General features: G+C 60.3%; 16 protein-coding genes. 10 read left to right on the top strand and 6 right to left on the bottom strand.

Annotated elements, in window-relative coordinates:
• Positions 1-8 precede the first annotated feature (8 nt).
• The 3 genes from QP981_RS04560 to QP981_RS04570 all read left to right on the top strand — a co-directional run bounded on the left by QP981_RS04560 (position 9) and on the right by QP981_RS04570 (position 6,642).
• The gene (locus tag QP981_RS04560; protein WP_076772189.1) at positions 9-2,042 is read left to right on the top strand and encodes a galactan 5-O-arabinofuranosyltransferase; all 2,034 of its coding nucleotides are present in this window, start codon (positions 9-11) and stop codon (positions 2,040-2,042) included.
• 132 nt (positions 2,043-2,174) lie between these two features.
• Entirely contained in the window at positions 2,175-5,573 is a 3,399-nt protein-coding gene (locus QP981_RS04565) for an arabinosyltransferase domain-containing protein (protein ID WP_284857510.1), read from the top strand.
• Between the two features lie 40 nt (positions 5,574-5,613).
• Positions 5,614-6,642: a TIGR00730 family Rossman fold protein gene (locus QP981_RS04570; protein ID WP_284857511.1), complete on the top strand. Its 1,029-nt coding sequence runs from the start codon at positions 5,614-5,616 to the stop codon at positions 6,640-6,642.
• 27 nt (positions 6,643-6,669) lie between these two features.
• Here the strand turns inward: QP981_RS04570 and QP981_RS04575 are convergent, their stop codons facing one another.
• On the bottom strand, positions 6,670-7,620 hold the full coding sequence (locus tag QP981_RS04575; RefSeq protein ID WP_284857512.1) for a glycoside hydrolase family 25 protein: 951 nt from the start codon (positions 7,618-7,620) through the stop codon (positions 6,670-6,672).
• Positions 7,621-7,726: 106 nt separating this feature from the next.
• On the opposite strand from QP981_RS04575, the gene QP981_RS04580 reads away from it, so the two are divergent.
• From QP981_RS04580 to QP981_RS04590, 3 genes are all read left to right on the top strand, one after another.
• Entirely contained in the window at positions 7,727-9,760 is a 2,034-nt protein-coding gene (locus tag QP981_RS04580; RefSeq protein ID WP_284857513.1) for a M13 family metallopeptidase, read from the top strand.
• Between the two features lie 260 nt (positions 9,761-10,020).
• On the top strand, positions 10,021-11,022 hold the full coding sequence (locus tag QP981_RS04585) for a sugar-binding transcriptional regulator (RefSeq protein WP_256886960.1): 1,002 nt from the start codon (positions 10,021-10,023) through the stop codon (positions 11,020-11,022).
• Between the two features lie 143 nt (positions 11,023-11,165).
• Positions 11,166-12,263, top strand: coding sequence for a YihY/virulence factor BrkB family protein (locus QP981_RS04590; protein ID WP_284857514.1), 1,098 nt, complete (start codon positions 11,166-11,168; stop codon positions 12,261-12,263).
• Here QP981_RS04590 and QP981_RS04595 read toward each other — a convergent pair.
• Positions 12,258-13,475 carry a NupC/NupG family nucleoside CNT transporter gene (locus QP981_RS04595; RefSeq protein ID WP_284857515.1) on the bottom strand — a complete coding sequence of 406 codons (1,218 nt, stop codon included), beginning with the start codon at positions 13,473-13,475 and terminating at the stop codon, positions 12,258-12,260. The genes QP981_RS04590 and QP981_RS04595 overlap by 6 nt on opposite strands.
• Positions 13,476-13,520: 45 nt before the next feature.
• Positions 13,521-13,940 (bottom strand): cytidine deaminase, encoded by a 420-nt coding sequence (locus QP981_RS04600; protein ID WP_049189792.1) that lies wholly within the window; start codon positions 13,938-13,940, stop codon positions 13,521-13,523.
• A gap of 169 nt (positions 13,941-14,109) precedes the next feature.
• Here QP981_RS04600 and QP981_RS04605 point away from each other — a divergent pair, with 169 nt between their 5' ends.
• The 4 genes from QP981_RS04605 to QP981_RS04620 all read left to right on the top strand — a co-directional run bounded on the left by QP981_RS04605 (position 14,110) and on the right by QP981_RS04620 (position 19,046).
• On the top strand, positions 14,110-15,396 hold the full coding sequence (locus tag QP981_RS04605) for a thymidine phosphorylase (RefSeq protein ID WP_070862555.1): 1,287 nt from the start codon (positions 14,110-14,112) through the stop codon (positions 15,394-15,396).
• Between the two features lie 106 nt (positions 15,397-15,502).
• Positions 15,503-16,153: a deoxyribose-phosphate aldolase gene (deoC, locus tag QP981_RS04610; RefSeq protein WP_284857516.1), complete on the top strand. Its 651-nt coding sequence runs from the start codon at positions 15,503-15,505 to the stop codon at positions 16,151-16,153.
• Between the two features lie 10 nt (positions 16,154-16,163).
• Entirely contained in the window at positions 16,164-17,927 is a 1,764-nt protein-coding gene (locus QP981_RS04615) for a phospho-sugar mutase (protein ID WP_284857518.1), read from the top strand.
• Positions 17,928-18,356: 429 nt separating this feature from the next.
• A complete protein-coding gene (locus QP981_RS04620) occupies positions 18,357-19,046 on the top strand; it encodes a hypothetical protein (protein ID WP_232623131.1) in 690 nt (229 codons plus the stop codon).
• Between the two features lie 44 nt (positions 19,047-19,090).
• Here QP981_RS04620 and QP981_RS04625 read toward each other — a convergent pair whose 3' ends face one another.
• Genes QP981_RS04625 through QP981_RS04635 form a run of 3 tightly spaced genes read right to left on the bottom strand, consistent with a single transcriptional unit; the run spans position 19,091 to position 21,673 of the window.
• Entirely contained in the window at positions 19,091-19,777 is a 687-nt protein-coding gene (locus tag QP981_RS04625; RefSeq protein ID WP_126107798.1) for a biliverdin-producing heme oxygenase, read from the bottom strand.
• Complete coding sequence (locus QP981_RS04630; protein ID WP_126107797.1) at positions 19,770-20,594, bottom strand: heme ABC transporter ATP-binding protein; 825 nt, start codon at positions 20,592-20,594, stop codon at positions 19,770-19,772. The genes QP981_RS04625 and QP981_RS04630 overlap by 8 nt, the downstream gene beginning before the upstream one ends.
• Positions 20,594-21,673, bottom strand: a complete 1,080-nt coding sequence (locus tag QP981_RS04635) for a FecCD family ABC transporter permease (protein WP_016421808.1) — start codon at positions 21,671-21,673, stop codon at positions 20,594-20,596. The genes QP981_RS04630 and QP981_RS04635 overlap by 1 nt, the downstream gene beginning before the upstream one ends.
• Positions 21,674-21,676 lie beyond the last annotated feature (3 nt).

Raw genomic sequence — 21,676 nt, forward strand, 5'->3', positions numbered from 1 at the left:
TTAAAAGCATGGTTGACAAGCAGGCCGACACCTCATCATGCAGCGAAGCCCAACAGGCTTCGCCAGCTTTTGACGAAACTACAGAGTTTTCCACAAACCGGCTCGCAGGCGAGTTCACCGACGAAGACCGTTACGAGATTTTCAATGATGACCAGCTCTCCCTCAAGGCTGCCTTCCTCTACCTAGTTGCTGCGCTTGTGGGCGGTTCAGTTATCGCTCTGGCGTCCTGGTTTGTGTTCCACCGCCTGTCGCTGCCGGCCTTTGGCGGCTCGCAGCTGACCAGGGCAGTCGCAACAGCGCTGATTGTCATCACGCTGACGCTCACCACCGTCCTGCTGTATTTCTTCGCCACCAAGGGCAAAGACAATCGCCCCCGGTGGCTAACGTGGTTGACATACCTGATGGCTTACATGTCACCGGCCATTCTGGTGGTCTCTGCCGTCGGCCTGCCGCTTGGCTCGACCAGACTGTGGTTAGACGGTCTGTCTGTCGACCAGGAGTTCCGCACTGAGTACCTCACCAGGATGGCCGCGGAGCCTGGCCTGCATGACATGTCGTACATCGACATCCCGTCTTTCTACCCCGCTGGTTGGTTCTTCCTGGGCGGACGCCTGGCCAATATTCTTGGCATTGCCGGCTGGGAGGTCTTCCAGCCCTGGGCGTTGATTACTCTCGCCGCTGCTGGCTGTGTTTTGGTCCCGGTGTGGCAACGCCTGAGTGGTTCCCTGCCCGTGGCCACTGGCATTGCGCTGACAACCACGGCGGTCGCCCTGGCGACTGTCGCCGATGAGCCCTACGCCGCAGTCGTTGCTATGGGGCTTCCGGCGATGACCGTGATGGCCTGGCGCGGTCTCACCGGCGCCTGGTCCGCCATGTTTGGCGTGCTCGTCTTCCTGGGTATTTCTGCGACTTTCTACACTCTTTACACTGCCGTAGGCGCGCTTATTGTGGTCGTGTTGGCCGTGGTCGCGTGGACGTCGTCAAGCTCTTGGATGCCTGTAGTGCGTCTGATCATTATGGGCGTGGGATCGATGCTGATTGCGGCGACGGTGTGGGGGCCGTACATGCTGGCGGTTGCGACGGGGGCACCGCGCTCGGGCGCGACAGCGACGCATTACCTGCCCCCGGAGGGCGCGCAGCTGCCTTTGCCGATGCTCGCCGCCAGCGTGATCGGTGTGCTGTGTTTCATCGGTGTCGTGCGCATGCTGGTCAGCGCCACGGAGCCGGATGCCCGCGCGCTCGGCCTGGGCACGCTGGTGCTCTATGGCTGGGTAGTGGCCTCGATGGTGGCGACGCTGCTCGGACGCACGCTGCTGGGGTTCCGCCTCACCGCACCGATTACGTTCATGCTGATCGCGGCTGGTGTGGTCGCGCTTGCCGACGCCCGTCTCAACGGCATCGAGAAGTATTGGCCGCAGGCGGCACCAGCTCACATTGCCAAGCGTGTCTCCGCGGTAATGGCGGCAGTCTTGCTGCTGGCGGGCATTGGCTACGCGCAGTCGATTCCGAATAAGTTGCATGGTGCCATCGACTTGGCGCATACCGACACCGACGGTAACGGCGAGCGCGCGGACCGCTTCCCACCGAATGCCGGGGCGTGGTACTCAGCGGTGGACCAAACGCTGAAGGAGGCCGGGCTCGATCCGGCCCAGACAGTGGTGCTGACGGATGAGAAGAATTTCCAAGCACTCTATCCCTGGTACGGATTCCAGGCGCTGACCAGCCACTACGCTAACCCTCTGGGTGAGTTCGACCGCCGTAATCAGGCATTGGAGGAATGGTCGGAGATTCGCGACCCCGATGAGCTCGTGCAGGCCATGGATGAAACGCCGTGGCGCGGACCGGATGCCATTGTGCTGCGGGGCGAGGTTGAGACACCTGATGGCGAGGATGCCGCTCCACTGACGTTGGACATCGCGGATGATATCTATCCGAACAATCCGAATGTGGTCTTCCGGAGCCTGAATTTTGCCCGCTCTGCATTTGAGAAGCACTGGGAGCTAAACCAGGTCGGCCCGTTCGTAGTGGCGGTTCGCAAGTAGGTATTCGCAAGTAGGTATTGGGCGGCTATCCCCTGCTGTAAACGTGATTCCTGTTACTAATGTGGAAACTGTGATGTAACTTTCGCGTTGCAAACTCAAAGAAAAACGCCAATTACCGTAGTATCTTTCCTTGTGACTGCCGAAACTAAAGAAATCAAAGAAAGTGTCGACGGCTCACCCGAAGTGACCATCGACCGCGTGGAGAGACCGCCTATGGACGGCCCCTCTCCTACGACACTGACTCGTTGGACAGCGATTATCGCTGGAATCGTCGGTTTCATTTGCTTTGTCATCACACCGTTCCTCCCGGTCGTGAATACTCAGTCCTCCGTGTCTTGGCCTCAGCGCGACACACTGAACTCAGTGGATGCACCGCTTATGGCGCAGGCACCGTTGGATCTGAGCATCGATCTGCCTCTGTCGCTGACGGATGAACTCTCCGACAAACGGACGACCCTGTTGTCGACTATCCCCCCGACCGCGGATAAGCCGACCAAACGGGGCCTGATGGTGCGTTCGGGCAAGGACGGCCTCGACGTCATTCTGCGCGACAGCGTGGTGATGAGCCTGGATAAGAAGGAGCTTGCCGCAAACAAGGGCAGGATCCTGGAAATCCGTTCCACCGAGCACAAAACCACCGTCAACATCGACGGCGCCAAGAACTCAGATGGTGAGAAGCTCACCGCCACCACACACGGCGATTACCGTCCGCAGGTCACCGGTATCTACACTGACCTGCCCGCTGACGGCGACGCGGCCAAGGCCGTAGCCGATGGACTCGATGTCCACATGAACATCGACTCCCGCTACACCTCACACCCGACAGTGGTGAAGTACATCGTCATGTACTTGGGCCTGCTTCTGACGCTGGCTTCCCTGGTCGCGTTGGCTCGCATTGACCGTATTGATGGTTCCCCCTTCACTCCGCTGTTCAAGCGCGGTGCGCTGAAGCCGACTCCGCTGGACATCCTGGTCGGCACGATTTTGGTTGTTTGGCACTTCATCGGTGGCAACACCTCCGATGACGGTTACATCTTCACCATGGCGCGCGTCTCCGACGAGTCGGGCTACATGGCGAACTACTACCGTTGGTTCGGCGCTCCTGAGTCACCGTTCGGCAGCCCCTACTACGACCTGCTGTCGCTAATGGTGAAGGTGTCCACCTCATCTCTGTGGATGCGACTGCCGGCGCTGCTGTCCGCACTGCTGGTGTGGTTCATTATCTCCCGAATGGTTATCCCGCGCCTCGGCGACAAGATCGCCCAGCGCCGGGTGGCCTACTGGTCTGCTGCTGGTGTGCTGTTGGCCTTCTGGCTGCCGTACAACAACGGACTGCGCCCGGAGCCGGTCATTGCTCTGGGATCCCTGCTGACCTGGGTATTTATCGAGCGCGCAATTCTAACTCGACGCCTGCTGCCAGCTGCAGTCGCAGTGGTTATCGCCACGCTGGCACTGGGCTCGGGCCCAACGGGCCTAATGGCAGTTGCTGCCCTGCTCGCAGGCATCCCGATGCTGGTGCGCATTGTCGTTGAGCGCCATAAGGCTCTCGGTGGTGGTTGGCAGGCCCCACTGATGCAGATTGCACCGTTCCTGGCTGCGGGCACCGCCATCTTGGTCGGTGTCTTCGGCGACCAGACTTTGGCCACGGTCCGCGAGTCCATTCGTGTCCGCAGCATCATCGGCCCGTCGGAGCCTTGGTACAACGAGTACGTCCGCTACTACTGGCTGGTGCTGCAGTCAGTCGACGGCGCCTTCCCGCGTCGTTTCCCGGTTCTGATTGCACTGGCGTGCTTGAGCATCACGATTGCCGCGCTGCTTCGTCACCGCACCGTTCCGGGGGCTCTGGCCGGTCCGTCGGCACGCCTGGTGTTCATGTTCATCGGCACCATGTTCTTCCTGACCTTCACGCCGACAAAGTGGACGCACCACTTCGGTGTGTACGCGGGCATCGCGGCTTCCCTGGCAGCACTTGCCGCTATGGCCATTAGCCATTGGGTAGCAGGTAACCCGCGCAACCAGCTGTTCTTTGCCGGTGGTTTCACCTTCATCCTCGCTTTCTCGCTGATGGGTATTAACGGCTGGTGGTATGTGTCGTCCTACGGTGTGCCGTGGTTCGACAAGACCATTCAGTTGCGCGGCCACCAGCTGGGTTCAGCAGTATTGGCTCTGGCCTTGCTACTGCTGCTGGCTGGTGCAGTAATGAACTTCGTCCAGGAGTTCCGTACCAAGCCGAAGTCGCAGGAAAAGTCGGCACGCGTGCGCCGCATCAATGCAGTTGCATCGTCCCCGATTGCGGTGACGACACTGTTGGTGACGATGTTCATGGTGGCTTCGCTGGGCAAGGGCGCAGTATCGCAGTACCCGGCCTACTCGGTCGCCGCGGGTAATATCCGCTCCTTGGCTGGTCAGACATGTAATCTGGCGAGCGATGTGCTGATGGAAACCGATCCGAACGATGGCTTCCTGAATACCGTCGATGGCAAGCCGCTAGCGGAATCGCTGCGCGGTGGCGGCAAGAGCCGTGGCTTCGACCCGAACGGCGTCCCGTCAAACATGAAGGCCGAAGCTGTGGACACCAGCCAGAGCCAGGCAAGTACTGCCGACACTGATGATCAATCTACTGATCCGGAAGCCACAGTTGAGGGCGGTTCCGCGTCGGGCACCGACGGCGGCAAGCGCGCCGACAAGGGTGTCAACGGCTCGCAGGTCGAGCTGCCATTTGGCTTGGATCCGGATAAGGTGCCGGTGCTTGGCTCCTACTCCGAGGACATTCAGCGTCCTGCAAGCCTGGAAACTTCCTGGTTCCAGCTGCCTGAGATTGACGAGGACCACCCGCTACTCGTCGTATCGGCGGCCGGCCGTATCTTCCACCACGACATCAACGGTGTGGCTCAGCAGGGTCGCAAGCTGGTGGCAGAGTACGGTCGCAAGGGCGGCGACGAGGATGGCTTCGAGGTCCTCTCCGAGTCGGAGCCGATTGATATCGGCCCTGCTCCGACCTGGCGTAACCTGCGCTTCCTGACCGAGGAGATCCCAGAGGGAGCGACCGCTGTGCGACTGGTCGCGGAGGACAATGACGTCTCCGAGGATCAGTGGCTGGCACTGACCCCGCCGCGCCTGGCCGAGCTGCAGTCGATGACTGATGTCATTTCGCCGGAAACTGCGACTATCCCGGACTGGCCGGTTGCCTTCCAGTTCCCGTGCCAGCGTCCGTTCGACCACTACGCAGGTGTCGCAGAGCTTCCGGAATACCGCATCACTCCGGACCGTGGCCTGAAGGTCGTCGGTGCAGATGTCTGGCAGTCGGTCGATGGCGGTGGTCCGCTCGGATTCTCCGACGCTGTGAATGAGGCTACGTCCGTACCGACTTACCTCAAGAACGACTGGCGCCGCGACTGGGGTTCCGTCGAGAAGCTCTCGCCACGTCCGAATAAGGACAAGGTCAAGCCGGATGTCGCCGAAATTGAGTATGAAGATATCACTCGCTCGGGTCTATACTCGCCCGGGAAGATGATTGTGAAGGATCCCTAGGCGAAAGAGCCTCGGTGCCTCCTTCACCTAAGGAGCCCGAGTGACTGCACAAACCCGTTCCATCGTTGTCGCCGCAATGGTTGTGACTGACCCGGTGGGGCGGGTTTTGTGCGTTCGTAAGCGGGGTACGGATACGTTCATGCTGCCCGGCGGCAAGTTCGAGCCGGGTGAGTCCGTCGATAACCCGGAGGTCACCGCCGCGCGCGAGGTCTCCGAGGAGCTCGGCGTGGACATCGAGCTATCGCTGTTGCGTCCGTGGAATATCGCCCGCGCAGCCGCCGCCAACGAGGCGGGCTTCGAGGTCGTCGGCCACCATGTGCGCTATGTCGGAGAGTTCACCGACGAGTTGGCAAACGTTCAGCCCCATGCCGAGATTGAAGAGGTCCGCTGGCTCGACCCCTGGCTGCCGACCGGGAAAATCGCCCCTATGCTGGCCGAGACTACTCTGCCGAAGCTCCGCGAAGAGCTGCCGCAGCTTGCCGCTGGCCGTGAACAGCCACAGCGCGCACTGTCGTCACTAACTGTTTTCTGCGGCTCCGGCTTCGGCAACGATCCCGCCTGGCGCGTCACCGCCGAACGTCTCGGCCAGACACTCGCGGAAAATCGGGTGGAGCTCGTCTACGGTGGCGCGGCGATTGGTCTTATGGGCACGGTTGCTAACGCAGCGCTTGACGACGGCGGCAGTGTCACAGGTGTCATCCCCGAGGTCTTGGTCAAGAAGGAAATTGCCCATCCGCGGCTGACTCACCTGGAAACTGTTGCGACTATGGCCGACCGCAAGTCGCGCATGTATGAGCTTGGCGATGCTTTTGTTGCGCTCCCCGGCGGCGCGGGCACGCTGGAGGAGTTCTTCGAAGTGTGGACCCAGCAGCACCTGGGGATTCATGCCAAGCCAGTGGCGTTGCTGGGCCCTTCGGGCTTTTGGGAGCCGCTGTTGGCTCTGCTCCGCAACGTTGTGGATGCGGGTTTTGTGCGGCCGGAGCTTCTCGATGCGCTTATTGTCGTCGACGACGTCGACAAGCTCCTGCCTGCGTTGATTGCGTGGCGTGCGGGGCGGACGAAGTTTTAGCCCGACCCCAGACCCCACAACATCCTGCTAGTGAGCAGCAGCCAGCTGCTGCAGCTCAGCTTCGGTGCCGTTGAAGACGTCCTCGTCCACGTTGGTCGGGATGCCATCGACGCGGCCCGTGGAGGAACGCTGCCAGAAGGCCATGCTCTCCCAACCGCCCGGCAGCGAGGTCGGAGCGCTGTCTTCGTAGGCGGCGAGCCACAGCGGGTAGTCGGTGAAGTCGGTCGAGTTACCCATCGGGTTCTGCCAGAACCAACGGTAGGTGTAAATCATCGGGGTTTCGCCGGTCTTTTCCTCTACGCGCTCGAGGAAGTCCTTGGTCCACTTTTGCAGCTGGGTCGGGTTGAGGCCATTGTCCAGCTCGATGTCCAGCACCGGTGGCAGAGTCTTGTCTGTGGAGATCTGCTCATCGCGCTGCTGCAGTGCTTCTACGTACTGGTCAGCCTGCGCAATTGCGGAGCGATCCGGATGTGCCTTGTGGTAGCTGCCCACATACAGACCGGCCTTCGCTGCAGCAATGGAGTCCTCGAGGAAGTACTTCTGGTCACCTTCGACACCGTCGGTGGCCTTGATGAAAGCGAACTTCTGGCCGCTGGCTGCGACCTCGTCCCACTTCAGCGCGACGCCACCTGGGCGCTGCCACTTGGAGACGTCCACACCGGTCGGCCCCATGTGGAAGCCGGTGCGAGCCGAGTTAGACGATGCATTCTCGGTGGATTGAGACTCAGCGCTCGACTCAGAGTTAGTGGACGAACCGTTGGCATCAGAGCCCTGCGACTCCTGAACAGTCAAAAAGTCGAGCGACCCCTTGGAATCAGCAGCGGACTGGTTGGAGTGTGCAGATGCGTCCTGTGTTTGTGCGTCTGCCGGTGCAATAACACCCAAGGTCAGCGGCGCAACGGCCACGATACTTGCCAAAGTGGCGCGTCCCGGGCGTCGCTTCAACACCGCGTTCGCGGAAAGTGGAAGAAATTTCATGGTTTGCACCTTACCCCCTAAACCACTTCAGCCCCATTCGTAAGCCTAAACTTATTCCACCCCTCCAGTCACAGCTTCAATCCGCCCTTGCCCCTAGACTGGCGGCATGACAAATAGCACTAATACTGAGACCCAGTCCGCAACGCCCCAATTCTCAACAACTCCTCGCCCGCAGGATGACCTCTACTTGGCCACCAACGGTGAGTGGATTAGCAATCACGTCATCCCGGCTGACCGCCCCATCGATGGCGCCTTTTACAAGCTGAGGGATGAGGCGGAGGAAAACGTCCGCGAGCTCATCACCACTGCCGCCGATGCGGATCCGAATTCCCGCGTCGCTCGCTTGTACAACTCTTTTATGGACGAAGCCGCTATTAATAACGCCGGCGCAGCTCCTCTCGCGCAGGATCTAGAAATGATTGCCTCCGCCGAGAACGCGCATGAGCTGGCGTTGGCGCTCGGCCACCTCGACCGTCTCGGTGTCGGTGGTGCGCTCGGGTACTGGGTAGAGAAGGATTCTGGCTCGGACCTGGACGCTCTCTATCTGTTGCAGTCGGGTCTCGGCCTCCCGGATGAGGCTTACTACCGCGAGCCGGGTCACGCCGACACCCTCGCTGCCTATGAACAGCATGTTGCCGCTATGTTGAAGCTCCTCTCCTCGCATGACGACGGCGCGGGGGACCTCTCCACCGCGCTTGCTGCATTCGAGTTGGTGGACCCGGCCGCTGCGGCGGCGCGCATCGTGGCTTTTGAAAAGCGAATTGCCGCTGGTCACTGGAATGTGGTCGATACCCGCGATGCACTGAAGACCTATAACAAGACGGTCATTGCTGACCTCCCCACCGGCTTCCCGGTCGCGGAGTGGCTCGCGGCCACCGGTGTCAATGAGACGAACCAGACTGCCATCGACACCATCGTGGTGATGATGCCGTCGTACTTCGAGCACTTAAGCAAGCTGTGGCAGGACACTGACCTGGCAGATCTGCGCCTGTGGGCACTGTGGCGCGTCCTCCACCAGCGTGCCGCCTACCTGTCGGATGACTTCTCTGCGGAGAGCTTTAACTTCTACGGCCGCACCTTGCAGGGTTCGACCGAGCAGCGTGCACGCTGGAAGCGTGGTGTTGCCTTTGCGGACGGGGCGGTTGGACATGACGTCGGCAAGCTGTATGTGGAAAAGCATTTCCCTCCGGAGTACAAGGAGCAGGTCCTGGAACTGGTGGACTACCTGCTGGCGGCGTACCGGGAGCGCATTTCGCAGCTGCCGTGGATGACGAAGGCGACGCAGGAGCGGGCACTGGAGAAGCTGTCGCTGTTTAAGGCCAAGATTGGTTACCCGGAGCGTTGGCGTGACTACTCGGCCATGGAGCTCGGGGATTCACTGATGAACAATGCTCGCGCTGCCAGCGCTTTTGCGCATGATTATGAGGTGGCAAAGCTGGGCACCCCGGCCAATCGCGATGAATGGCATGGCACTCCGCAGACGGTCAATGCCTTCTACAATCCAGTGGTCAATGACATCACGTTCCCGGCTGCGATTTTGCAGTCTCCGTTCTTCTCACCGGACGCTTCCCCGGCGGAGAACTTCGGTGGCATCGGTGCGGTGATTGGCCATGAGATTGGTCATGGTTTCGATGACCAGGGCTCGCAGTATGATGGCCACGGCAATCTTCACCAGTGGTGGACCGATGAGGATCGCGCAGCGTTTGAGAAGCTGACCGCCGCGCTGGTGGATCAGTACGAGGGACTGGTGCCGCAGGCACTGCGCGAGCAGGCCGAGGAGGGTGCTGACCTGCCCGGCGTCAACGGTCGCTTCACCCTGGGCGAGAACATCGGTGACTTGGGCGGGCTCGGTATTGCCGTCGTTGCTTTCCGACGTTTCCTCGCTGCCCGCGGAGAGGAACTTGGGCTGGAGGACACCCCAGAGACCTACCGTGACCTGTTCAAGCAGTGGGCACTGGTCTGGCGTTCCAAGATTCGTCCGGAGTTTGCACGCCAGCTGCTTGCCATCGACCCGCACTCGCCAGCGGAGTTCCGCTGCAACGTCATTGCCAGCAACATCGATGAGTTCCATGAGGCCTTCGCCACTTCAGCGGGGGACGGCATGTGGCGTGAGCCGAATGAGCGCGTGAATATCTGGTAGCGCTGCGGGAACCCAACCTGCGCTGCGTTACCCTCCGATGCTTTCCGGGCTCTCCGACGCGTTCCAGCAGCCTCCGGGGAAAGCCAACGCCTCACCGTTTACTACAAATGCAAAAGCTGACTTTTTGTTTTTGCAAACGTGGAACTAAAATCACAGGTGAGGCGCACGCTTTCCCGATGATCAAATCGGGCAGGGCCCCAATCAAGCGAGGTTCCTGTTACAAGTGCGCTTGCTAAGTGCTCTTGCTGGAGGAGGCCGCTGTGGACACTCGCGACATCCAAGCACTCACCGCCGTCAAACTCTATTACGGCGAGGGGCTCACACAGTCTCAGGTTGCAGCCGAACTCGGGGTTTCCCGTCCAACGGTCTCTAAACTGCTCAACCTTGGCCGCGAGCGTGGTTACGTGCGCATTGAGATCCACGATCCGCGAGAGGAAGCCTCAGAGACCGCTACGCAGATGCGGGATCGCTACAAGTTGAACGATGTGCGCCTGGCGCAACCGGCACGCGCTGGCAACGCGGTCTTGCTCCGCGAGTTGGGGCGTGTGGGCGCCGAGCTTCTCGACGAGCTGGTGGTCGACGGTACCCTTCTCGGTGTTTCGTGGGGCAAGACCATGTACTCCGTATCCACGCAACTGAAGTCCAAGGATGTCTCGGGCGTGGAAATTGTGCAGCTCAAGGGCGGAATGAGTCATTCCGATAAGTCGACGAATGACATCCGCACTATTGGCGGGTTCTGCCACGCTTTCCATGCCTATGCCCGCACATTGCCGCTGCCGGTGATTTTCGATTCGGTCGAGACCAAGCGCATCGTGGAACAGGATCGGTTCATCGCCAGCGTATTGGCGCTTGGCCGGACGGTGGACATTGCCGTTTTCACTGTCGGCGCAGTCGACCATGATTCACTGGCCTTGAACTTGGGGCAGCTGTCGGCAACCGAAAAGGACTTACTCGTGGAGCGCGCAGTGGGCGATGCCTGCTCACGCTTCTACCGCCCGGACGGTGGCATTGCGCTGCCAGAGGTCGATGCCCGCACGGTAGGTATCAGCCTCTCTGACCTGCGCCGGATCCCCACTCGGGTACTTGTGGCCGGTGGCGCACACAAGGCCGAGGCTATCGATGTGGCCCTTCGAACAAAGTTGGCCACTCACTTGGTCATTGACGATGCCACCGCCGAGCGCCTACTTTCGCTCGACTCATCGGACTCACTGGGCTCGCCAGACTCACCCCCTAGCTCCACCCCTCCCTCTGCCACGGATTAGCTGTCTCGGGACGCATCAGTACAAAGAACTGACACCCGGGCCTGAGAAGCGTCTTTGTCCTTTTCGACCGATAGACTTAAGCGAGCGCAGATGTCCGCATAGATGTTGCAGCCGCTGTCAGGTCGGAGAGGACGATTCTTTAGGTGTCACCAGCACAGCAGATCAAGCACACACTTCAGGCCTACGAGTCGGCAGACGCATCTTTTGCTCAGTCCGCGAAGAAATTGCCATCCGTGGGATGGAAAGGAGCGCTCTACGCTCTCAAGCGTGCGGGTATCGAGTTTTTCTTGGAGCTCGGTTTCGACGCTGCCGCGAAGTTGACTTACTACACGGTGCTGACCTTCGCGCCTGCACTGCTTGCGATTTACTCAATTGCCACGCTGATGCTGGCCGGCTATACAGAAGACCTCAACCGACTGACCGAGGATTTCATCCGCAGCTACATCCCGGCTGAGTATGCCGAACCGATTCGCAATGTCATCTCAACGATTATCGGCTCCGCCACGGGCGGTCTTGTCGCACTGACTATCGGTATTGTTCTTGCGCTGATTTCGTCGTCGGCCTACACACGCGCATTTTCGCGCACGGGTAACTCCATCTATGGCGTTTCCGAAGGTCGCACGCTAATTCGCTACCACCTGCTCATGGTCGCCATTACGCTATTGCTGCTCATTGGCACGGTGGTGCTGCTTATTGCGATTATTGTCAATGACCAGCTAGTTATCACCATCGTCGAACCGGTTGCCCGCCCGTTGGGCATTGAATCGACCACGCGACAGGTCATTGACTTCTGCATCTCCGTCTGGAGTTGGCTGCGCTGGCCGGTCATTATCGTCATGTCGATGATCCTGATTGGCTCGCTGTACTACTTCACACCGAACGTGCGCATGCGCAAATTCCGCTGGCTCAGTACCGGTTCGGCACTGGCAATTATCAGCTCGCTGGGTATTGGCAAGGCATTGCAGCTTTACCTGTTCAACTTTGCGGCTTCAAACCCCTACGGCGCCATGGGTGCCGTCATTGCTCTCATGACTGCACTTTGGGGCATTAATGTCGTCGTGGTCTTCGGCTTCAAGCTGGATGCCGAGGTTGAGAGGATGCGCCAACTGCGCGCCGGCCTGCCCGCAGAGCGATACATCCAGCTTCCACCCCGAGCTACCGCGGCCGCCGAGGGCGAGCAGAAGATCCATCAGAATCTAGAAAAGCAGGCGGCCGAATTCCGAACTGAGGAAGAGCTATAGCGCAATCACACCCACAATTGCAGCGTTGAGCAGGTTGGTGCACAGGCCCGCAATCAGCGCCAGCGGACCGTTCTTGGCAATCTCACCGCGACGCTCCGGCGATAGCGCACCGAAGGAACCGATCTGAATTGCAATGGAAGACAGGTTGGCGAAGCCAGCCAGGGCGAAGGTCGCCAGCATGATGGACTTCGGATCCAGCGAGTCGACGTGCTCCGAGAACGAGGTGTAGCCGACGAACTCGTTCAGAATCGTCTTCTCACCAATGAAGCTACCGACCAGCCCTGCGTTCTCCCACGGCACACCAATCAGCCAGGCAATCGGCGCGAAGATCAGACCGAACAGCCCCTCCAGTGACCAGTTTTCCTGACCGAACCAGCCGCCGATGCCGCCAATCATGGCCGACAGCATCGCAATCACAGCGATGAACGCAATCAACAGACATGCCACAACCACAGCGATACGACCGCCGGCCAACGCACCCGATCCTAGCGCGTCAATGACGTTCTTCGACTCAGTGTCGCGGACATCCTTCACCGACGCATCCAGATCGGATTCCTCCGTCTCCGGCCAGAAAGTCTTCGCAATCAGCAGCGAGCCCGGCGCGTTCATTACCGATGCCGCCAGCAGGTACTCCAATGGCGCACCGAGCAGGGAGTAACCAATCAACGTCGATCCGGCCACCGAAGCAAAACCGCCCGACATACATGCGAACAGCTCCGACTTGGTCAGTTTCGGAATATACGGCTTAACGACGAGCGGAGCCTCCGACTGCCCGAGGAAAATCACCGTGGAAGCGAAGACGGACTCCACCTTCGAGGTTCCCATAATGAACTTCAGTGCGGACCCGACATATTCAACGAAGTACTGCACTACCCGCAGGTAGTAGAGGGCGCCGAGGACCGCGCTCAGGAAGATGATCACTGGCAGCACGTTGAGCACGAAGACGAAGTTTTTCCCCGTGCCGTCGAAAAGATTACCGAAGACAAATGAGGTGCCCTCATTTGTAAAGTCGATCATCTTCTCAATGGCACCGGCGACGCTCTTCAACGCCTGGAAGCCGGGTTCCCACTTCAGCACTACCAGCGCGAACACCGCTTGCAGCAGCAGGCCAACGCCGAGCGTGCGCCAGTTAATGGCTTTCCTGTTCTTTGAGATAGCAATGGCAAATCCGATGACGAGGATGATGCCCAGTAAGCCTTGCAGTCTATCCATGACTAAGGTCTTCTTTCTTGATAAAAGAGGCTGTGGTGATGATGCCTACAGGTCCTCGGGACCAAAGGCGTAAGGGAGAATTTTTTCGAAGTCGATGCTGGCCGGAGCGCCTAAACCACCATTTTCCGGGCGCTCGGATTCCACAATGACACGCTTGCACCCAAATTCGTGCAGGACCTGCCGACAGGCACCACAGGGGTGGCACGGTGCCGCCTTTCGCCCGACAATGGCACAGGCCGCAATCTTATGGTTGCCGCCGTGCTCCGCGACCATGCGGAACACGGCTGTACGCTCTGCGCAGTTGGTCAAGCCATAGGATGCATTTTCCACGTTGCAGCCTGTGACCACCGTGCCGTCGTCAAGCAGAAGTGCGGCACCGACCGGAAAACCTGAATAGGGGACATACGAGTTTTCCGTGGCTGCGTAGGCCTTAGCCAGTAGTTCTTCGTCTGAGATGTGGGACATTGTGCTCTCCCTCCCCGAGCCTGTTCGAGGTGTTTATGCAAACATACTTATGTGGGTACAAATGGAAAGTTAACTGTTGACATTTGTTCTAGTGCTGATGATAATCGGAATCAGCAGAGTTCACAAGACCAATATCGCTAAGCACAATCGCCTATAAAAGGAGCGAACAATGGCTGAAAAGTTCGATGTAGTTGACGTCATCAAGGTAAAGCGTGATGGCGGTGAGCTCAGTCCGGAAGAGATTTCCTGGGTCATTGACGCCTACACTCGCGGTGTCGTGGGCGATGAACAGATGGCGGCGCTGAACATGGCCATCTTCATCCGCGGCATGAACCGTCGCGAGATTGTGGATTGGACTCAGGCGATGATTGACTCGGGCGAGACCATGAGCTTCGCATCGCTGAGCAAGCCCACCACGGACAAGCACTCCACCGGTGGTGTCGGTGACAAGATCACGCTGCCGCTGGGCCCACTGGTGTCCTCCTACGGCGTGGCCGTCCCGCAGCTGTCCGGCCGCGGCCTCGGCCACACCGGCGGCACCCTGGACAAGCTGGAATCCATTCCTGGCTGGCAGGCTGATGTTCCGAATGACCGCTTGATGCAGATCCTGGAGGATTCCGGCGCGGTCGTCGCAGCAGCCGGTGCGGGTCTGGCACCTGCGGATAAGAAGATTTACGCGCTGCGTGACATCACCTCGACGGTCGACTGTATTCCACTGATTGCCTCGTCGATCATGTCCAAGAAGATTGCGGAGGGCACCTCCAGCTTGGTGCTGGATGTCAAGGTCGGTTCGGGCGCCTTCATGAAGGATCTGAATCAGGCCCGCGAACTGGCCCGCACCATGGTTGACCTGGGCAACGACGCGGGCGTGAACACCCGCGCGCTGCTGACGGACATGTCCACGCCGCTGGGCCTGACCATCGGCAACGCCCTCGAGGTCCGCGAATCGGTGGAGGTTCTCGCCGGCGGCGGCCCCGCAGACGTCGTGGAGCTGACCTGTGAACTGGCCCGAAACATGCTGGAGCTGGCCGGCGTGCACGATGCCGACGTGGAGCAGGCGCTGAAGGACGGCCGCGCAATGGATTCGTGGAAGAAGATGATCCGCGCTCAGGGCGGCGATCCGGATGCCGCGTTGCCGGTGGCACCTCACACGCACGATGTGGTTGCGCAGGCTGACGGTTACCTGACCAAGCTGGATGCACTGGCTCTCGGCGTTGGTTCCTGGCGCTTGGGCGCAGGACGTGCTCGTAAGGATGATCCGGTGCAGGCCACTGCCGGTATTGAGATTTTCGCCAAGCCGGGAGACAAGGTGGTCAAGGGCCAGAAGCTGCTCACGCTGCACACTGAAACTCCGGATAAGTTCGAGCGCGCTCTCGAGTCCATCGAGCCAGGCATTGAAATCGGCGACACCGCGCCGACAGCCGAGCACGAGATTATCCTCGATCGCGTGTCCTAGAAAAATTACTGATGGGCTCGCGTCGGCGCCACTTCCCCGCCCCGAGCCCGCCACCTCCCTACCTTGACGCTCTCTCCCAAATTTCCGAAAGGACTTGATTTCTCCCATGACTTCCCGCGCTGACGTTGCCAAGATGATTGACCACACCCTGCTTAAGCCAGAAGCCACCTCTGACCAAGTCAAGGCTCTTATCGCCGAGGCCGCCAAGCTCGGCACCTACTCCATCTGCATCTCCCCCTCGCAGCTCCCAGTCGAGGTGCCTGAGGGCCTACACATCGCCACTGTCGTCGGATTCCCCTCCGGCGCGGTAAAGGCCGAGGTCAAGGCCGCTGAAGCCGCTCGCGCTGTGGCCGACGGCGCTGAAGAAGTCGACATGGTCATTAACATCGCCTTCGCCAAGGAGCACCGCTTCGACGACCTCGAGGCTGAAATCAAGGCTGTTCGCGATGCCATTCCGGGCAAGATCCTGAAGGTCATCATCGAGTCGGCCGCCCTAACCGATGAGGAAATCATCGCAGCCTGCAAGGCTTCCGAGTCCGCAGGCGCAGACTTCGTCAAGACCTCCACAGGCTTCCACCCGGCCGGCGGCGCTTCCGCTCACGCCGTGAAGCTCATGCGCGAAACCGTGGGCAACCGCCTGGGCGTCAAGGCCTCTGGCGGTATCCGCGATGCCGCTGCTGCTGAGGAAATGATCGCCGCTGGCGCCTCCCGCCTGGGCCTTTCCTCCTCCGCCGCCGTCCTCGATGGTCTGAAGTAGGCGAACCCCGATGCTCTCCGAACAACTACAAGCCACCATCACCGACTGGATCGCCCACGATCCGGACGAGGCCACCGCCGCTGAGCTCTCCTCGCTTTACGACGAAGCCAAGGCCGCCAACCCCGATGCGATTGCCGAGCTGGAAAGCCGTTTCGCCGGGCCACTCGAATTCGGCACTGCAGGTCTTCGCGGTGTCGTTGCCGCTGGTCAGTCTCGCATGAACCGTGCCACGGTCATCCGTGCCACCGCTGGCCTGGTTGCGCATCTGAAGAACATTGTGGGCGACGACTTCACCGTGGTCATTGGTTGCGATGCCCGCCACGGCTCCGCTGATTTTCACCGAGATGCCGCCGCGGTTGTCGCCGCAGCCGGTGGCAAGGCCCTGGCTCTGCCACAGCAGCTGCCCACACCGGTGACCGCCTTTGCCGTGCGCCACCTCAATGCTGATGCCGGCATCATGGTCACGGCCAGCCACAATCCACCGAAGGACAACGGCTACAAGGTTTACCTCGGTGGCCGCGCGGTGGAGTCTGATTCCCGCCGAGGCGTCCAGATTATCGCGCCCCATGACAAGCAAATTGCGGAAGCCATCGCCGCTGCTCCACCAGCTGATGAGGTCCCACGTAACTTCGACGCCGTCGAGCAGGTTGGTCCTGAACTACTGGACGCCTATGTGAAACGGGCGGCTGCGCTCGCAACGACGTCGTCAAGCGAAGAGAAGCAGGCAGCGAAGATTGTTCTCACCCCGATGCATGGTGTCGGTGGCGAGACCATCGTGCGCACACTGAACGCGGCAGGTTTCTCGAATGTCAGCGTGGTCGAAAAGCAGTTCGCGCCGGATCCGGAGTTCCCGACGGTATCGTTCCCGAACCCGGAGGAAGCCGGTGCGCTGGATCTTGCGTTTGAGCTGGCTCGTTCCGAAGACGCGGATGTCATCATCGCGGCTGACCCGGATGCGGACCGCTGCTCGGTAGCTATTCCGGACAGCGGCGTCGATGGCGGCTGGCGACAGCTCTCCGGCGACGACATCGGTGCGTTTCTGGGTGAAGTCATCGCTGCAGATGCCGAGGCCCGTGGGATTGCGACCGTGACCAATGATGAGGGCGCAGAGTTCCCGGCCACAATGGCTAACTCGATTGTGTCCTCACGCCTGCTGAGCAAGATTGCTGCAGGTCACGGACTGAATTATCGCGCTACACTGACCGGCTTTAAGTGGATTGCTGGTGTGGACGGGCTCGTCTTCGGCTACGAGGAGGCCATTGGCTACTGCACTGACCCGGCAGTCGTGCGAGACAAGGACGGCGTATCTGCGGCGGTGCGTGTCGCCGACGCGGTGGCGCGACTGAAGGGCCAGGGTCTTGGCATCCAGGACCTGCTGGATGATGTCGCCCGCGCCCATGGTCTCTACAAGACCGCCCCGTTGACATTCCGCGTCGAGGACCGATCGCTGATCACCAAGGGCATGGACACTCTGCGCGCCAACCCGCCTGCACAACTGGCCGGAGCGAAGGTCACGCAGGTCACGGACATGAACGATGGCCTAGACATGGTCGACGCCAAGGGCGAGAGCTATCACATCCCGCCTACCGACGGCATTCTCATCCTCACCGAGGCCAACGACCGCGTCATTGCCCGGCCTTCCGGCACGGAACCGAAGCTGAAGTGCTACCTGGAAGTCGTGCTGCCGGCCGCTTCGGCCGCGATTCCGCACGTGGCCGCGGCCGAGCGGCTCGACCAGATCAAGGCCGAGCTCAAGGAAATCCTGGGGATGTAGCCACTAAGCAGCTAACCAATAGGCAGCTACCAGCTACACCTCGCAACAAACTGGGGTGCGCATGAACAAAACGGCCGAAAAATGGCCGTGAAGTCTCACGCGCACCCCAGTTTCGCATGTGCAGCCCGGAGTCTTGGGCCGGCTCACAAGTTACTGACTAGGTTTATGACAAAAACAAGCAGAAATTAGTGCCGAAACTGACATAAACTTAGGCAGTTTCTCGATGGTCACAACCTCATTTGAAGCTCACCACCTCATTTCGGGTCTAGCTAAACCCGTCCTGGCCGCATTTTGCGGACGACATGCGTCTCCTAACATGCTTTACAGTTTTCCCAGTAATACAATAAAAGCCGTTAACCGTGTCCCCAGGGGATGGAGCACCATTCGCTACGCGGGTTGGGCTCATCACAGGGGGAACACTTCCTCCTCGTGATTGGTACGTCCAGCATGTCGCATAACGAGTTCCCCAGCTCAGACCCCAACTACAATTCGAATCCTTCCACCGGTTCTTTCGGCCCCGTGTACCCGAACCAGGCACCTCAACCCCAACCACAGCCGCAGCCCCAATTCGCTGCGCAGCCGGCACCAACTTTCGCTTACGCAGCCCCGGCGTATCCGCAGCAAAGATCAGGTACTTCCGGCGCAATGATTGCGCTCATTTCAGTGCTGGTCGTGGTCCTGCTGGGCCTGGTTGGCGCGGTACTTTATGTCACCCTGAGTAAAGATGACTCGGTAACTGCGGCCGACACACAGACGGCTGCCACTACACAGGCCGCTGCCGATGCTTCGAGCCAGCCCAACCCACCGGTCACACAGACTGAGACCGTGGTTGTTCAAGATTCGAGTGGCTCATCCGGTAATTCGGGCTCGTCTCGCTCATCGGGCCTGGCTGGCGGCAACCTCTCCAGCGCATGGAAGGGCACGTCCTCAACGAGCGATCCGTTCGTTCGAAATGTACACAGCGCCTACGTCCGCTATCGCAATTCCACTGGTGCGGAATCCGGCACCATCACGGCCTACAGCCCAACGACTGGCCTGACCTACAACATGTGGTGCCGTCCTGCTGGCGGCAACATCAAGTGCACGGGCGGCCGTAACGCAGTGGTGTACATCGGCTAACGCATACCGCCCACCGCCACGGTCACAGCACTCCAGTCCGCGACCTACGCCACTGCGTCGTCTAGGCCGCCAGCTAGGTCGTGGAAAATGGCCCGGTTGAGACGAAATGCCTTTTTCGCCTCGTCAACCACGGCATCTTTGTCGGCATCCGAAATGCCCAGCTCAGACAGACTCTGTCGGTAGCCGTCGCGGTAGGGCTTAATTTTTCCGATCGCGGAGAAGTCATAGAATCGGGTTCCCTCCGCACCGATGCCGTAATGCTTGGCCAGCATGGACGCAATCACCTGACCACCAGAAAGATCGCCCAGGTAGCGAACGTAATGGTGTGCCAATGCGGCGTTGGCGTTACCGTTGCTTTCGATTTCACGAAGCTCGGCCACGTAGTTCTTTGTCGCCTCCACAGGCGAGATCTTTTCCCGCCAGTCGGGCCCCACCAAATGCTCAAGGTCGGCTGCCAGCGCTTCCAGGCGCTCCAGCTGCGTATCGTAGACCGCGCTGACCTGCGGCGACTCCGCAGTGGACCGCACTGCCTGCTCTAACGCCTCGTACACAAAGTAGAGCTGACCAGTTAAATCGATGGCCGCCTGCGCATTCAGTTCACCCGCAAGCAGCCTCGACATGAAGTCGGAGTTCTCCGCTTCACTGTGGACACCCGCAGTCTCCACTTTGAGTCGATCTGCCAGGGGCTGAGCAGCCAGCTTGTCACCTTCTTTAATCGTGTTTTCAACCATGGTTTTCTTCTTTCTCTGTGAGGTTCGGAGACTGGGGTGAGAGATTGTGGCTCGCGCGCTGAGGCACCAGCACGGAGTTGCCCGCGGAGTCCTGAAGCACTTCCACACCGATGCCGTAGACTTCGCTGACGGTCTGTGCATCCAGGGTTTCCGCAGGCGGGCCTTGCTTTACGACGCGCCCCTGCGCCACCACCACAACGTGATCGGCATACGCCGCTGCGGCGGACAAATCGTGCAGGACCACGACCACGGCTTTGCCCGCCGCCGCGCGGGCGCGCATCATTCCCATGATTTTTTCGGCGTGGTGGAGGTCCAGGGCCGCGGTCGGTTCGTCGAGAAGCACGACGGGAGTGTCCTGGTAGAACACGCGGGCGCTGTGGACGCGGGCGCGCTCGCCGCCGGAGAGGGTCGGGACTTCCCGGTCAAGGAGGTGCGCGACGTCGCATTCGGTGATGACTTCCTCGAGCAGCTCTTCGTTCGGGCCGCCCCAGGGGTTGCGTCCGAAGTCGATGACTTCGCGGCTGGTGAATGGCACGGACAGTTCTTGGCTCTGTACCAGGACGGCGCGGTAGCGGGCCAGGTCGGCGATGGAGAGCTCGGTAATGGAGTGCTCGCCGATCCGGACGTCGCCGCCGCTCAGCTCATGGTCGCCGGAAAGCGCTGCGAGCAGTGTCGACTTTCCAGCACCATTCGGGCCGACCAGCGCGGTGACTTTTCCGGGCTCGGCGACCACGGAAATATCGTTGAGAATGCGGTGACCGTCCAGGGTGATGCTGACATTTTCGGCAGAAATACCCAGGCCAGAGTGAATTTCCATTAGTGCACCGCCCTCTTCGAACGCAGGAGCAGCCAGAAGAACAGTGGTCCACCGACGATCGAGGTGAGCATTCCCAGCGGCAGGTCCGCACCGGTGATCATGGTGCGGGCCGCGAGGTCGGCCAGCGTTGTGGCTAGCGCGCCGCCGAGGATGCATGCGGGAATCAGCGTGCGATGCGCTGGTCCCAGCAGCAGTCGTGCAGCGTGCGGCACGACCAGGCCGATGAAGACGATGATGCCGGAAAATGCCACTCCAGCCGCCACGACCAGGGACGTGCCAAAAATGATGGCGCGACGCAGCGTGACGACGTTAATACCCAGGTGGCGGGCTTGCGCTTCACCAAGACTCAGAATGTCCAGCTTGCGGTAGCTGACCCACATGGCAATTACGGCCGGAACTGTCACCAGCGTAATGATGACAACCTGCGTCCAGGTGGCGCTGGCAAACGAGCCCATCTGCCAGAACACAATGCGGTCGCGGGCAGCTGTGGAGGCTACGAATGTCAGGAGCGACACCAGACCACCGCAGATGGAGTTCACAGCCACACCGACCAGAATGATTCGGGCGATATCGCGGCCACCGTGCGCATTGGCGGCCACAATAGCCGTGGCCACAGCACCACCGATAAAAGCTGAGACCGCAATGGCCCAGCTGCTGGCGAAGACACTCAACACTCCGCCGAGCACTCCGGAAAGCCCGGCGGCGGTGCCCAAAACTGTGGCGGTGGCAGCGCCGACCGCGGCGCCGGAGGAAACGCCGATGAGGCCGGGTTCGGCAAGCGGGTTGCCGAACACCGCTTGCAGCGCCACACCCGCGAGGGCTAGTCCCGCACCAACGAGGCAGGCCAGCGCGATGCGCGGCAATCGCACTTGCCACAGCACGGTGTCGATGGGCTCTGGCGCGTCACCGAGACCGCCATTGAACACTAGCCTCACCATTGAGCTCAGTGATTCGCCGATGGTGGCGCCGAACTGCCCCACGGAGGCCGACCAACCTATTGCCAGCACAAGCGCTAGGGCGAGCCCAATGAAAACGGCCGCCTGTCTGAACGGACTAGTTTTGTTCGCGGTTGTCTGCATTGC

Source organism: Corynebacterium sp. MSK047 (assembly GCF_030232285.1).
In the GTDB taxonomy this organism is placed as follows: Bacteria; Actinomycetota; Actinomycetes; order Mycobacteriales; family Mycobacteriaceae; genus Corynebacterium; species Corynebacterium jeikeium_D.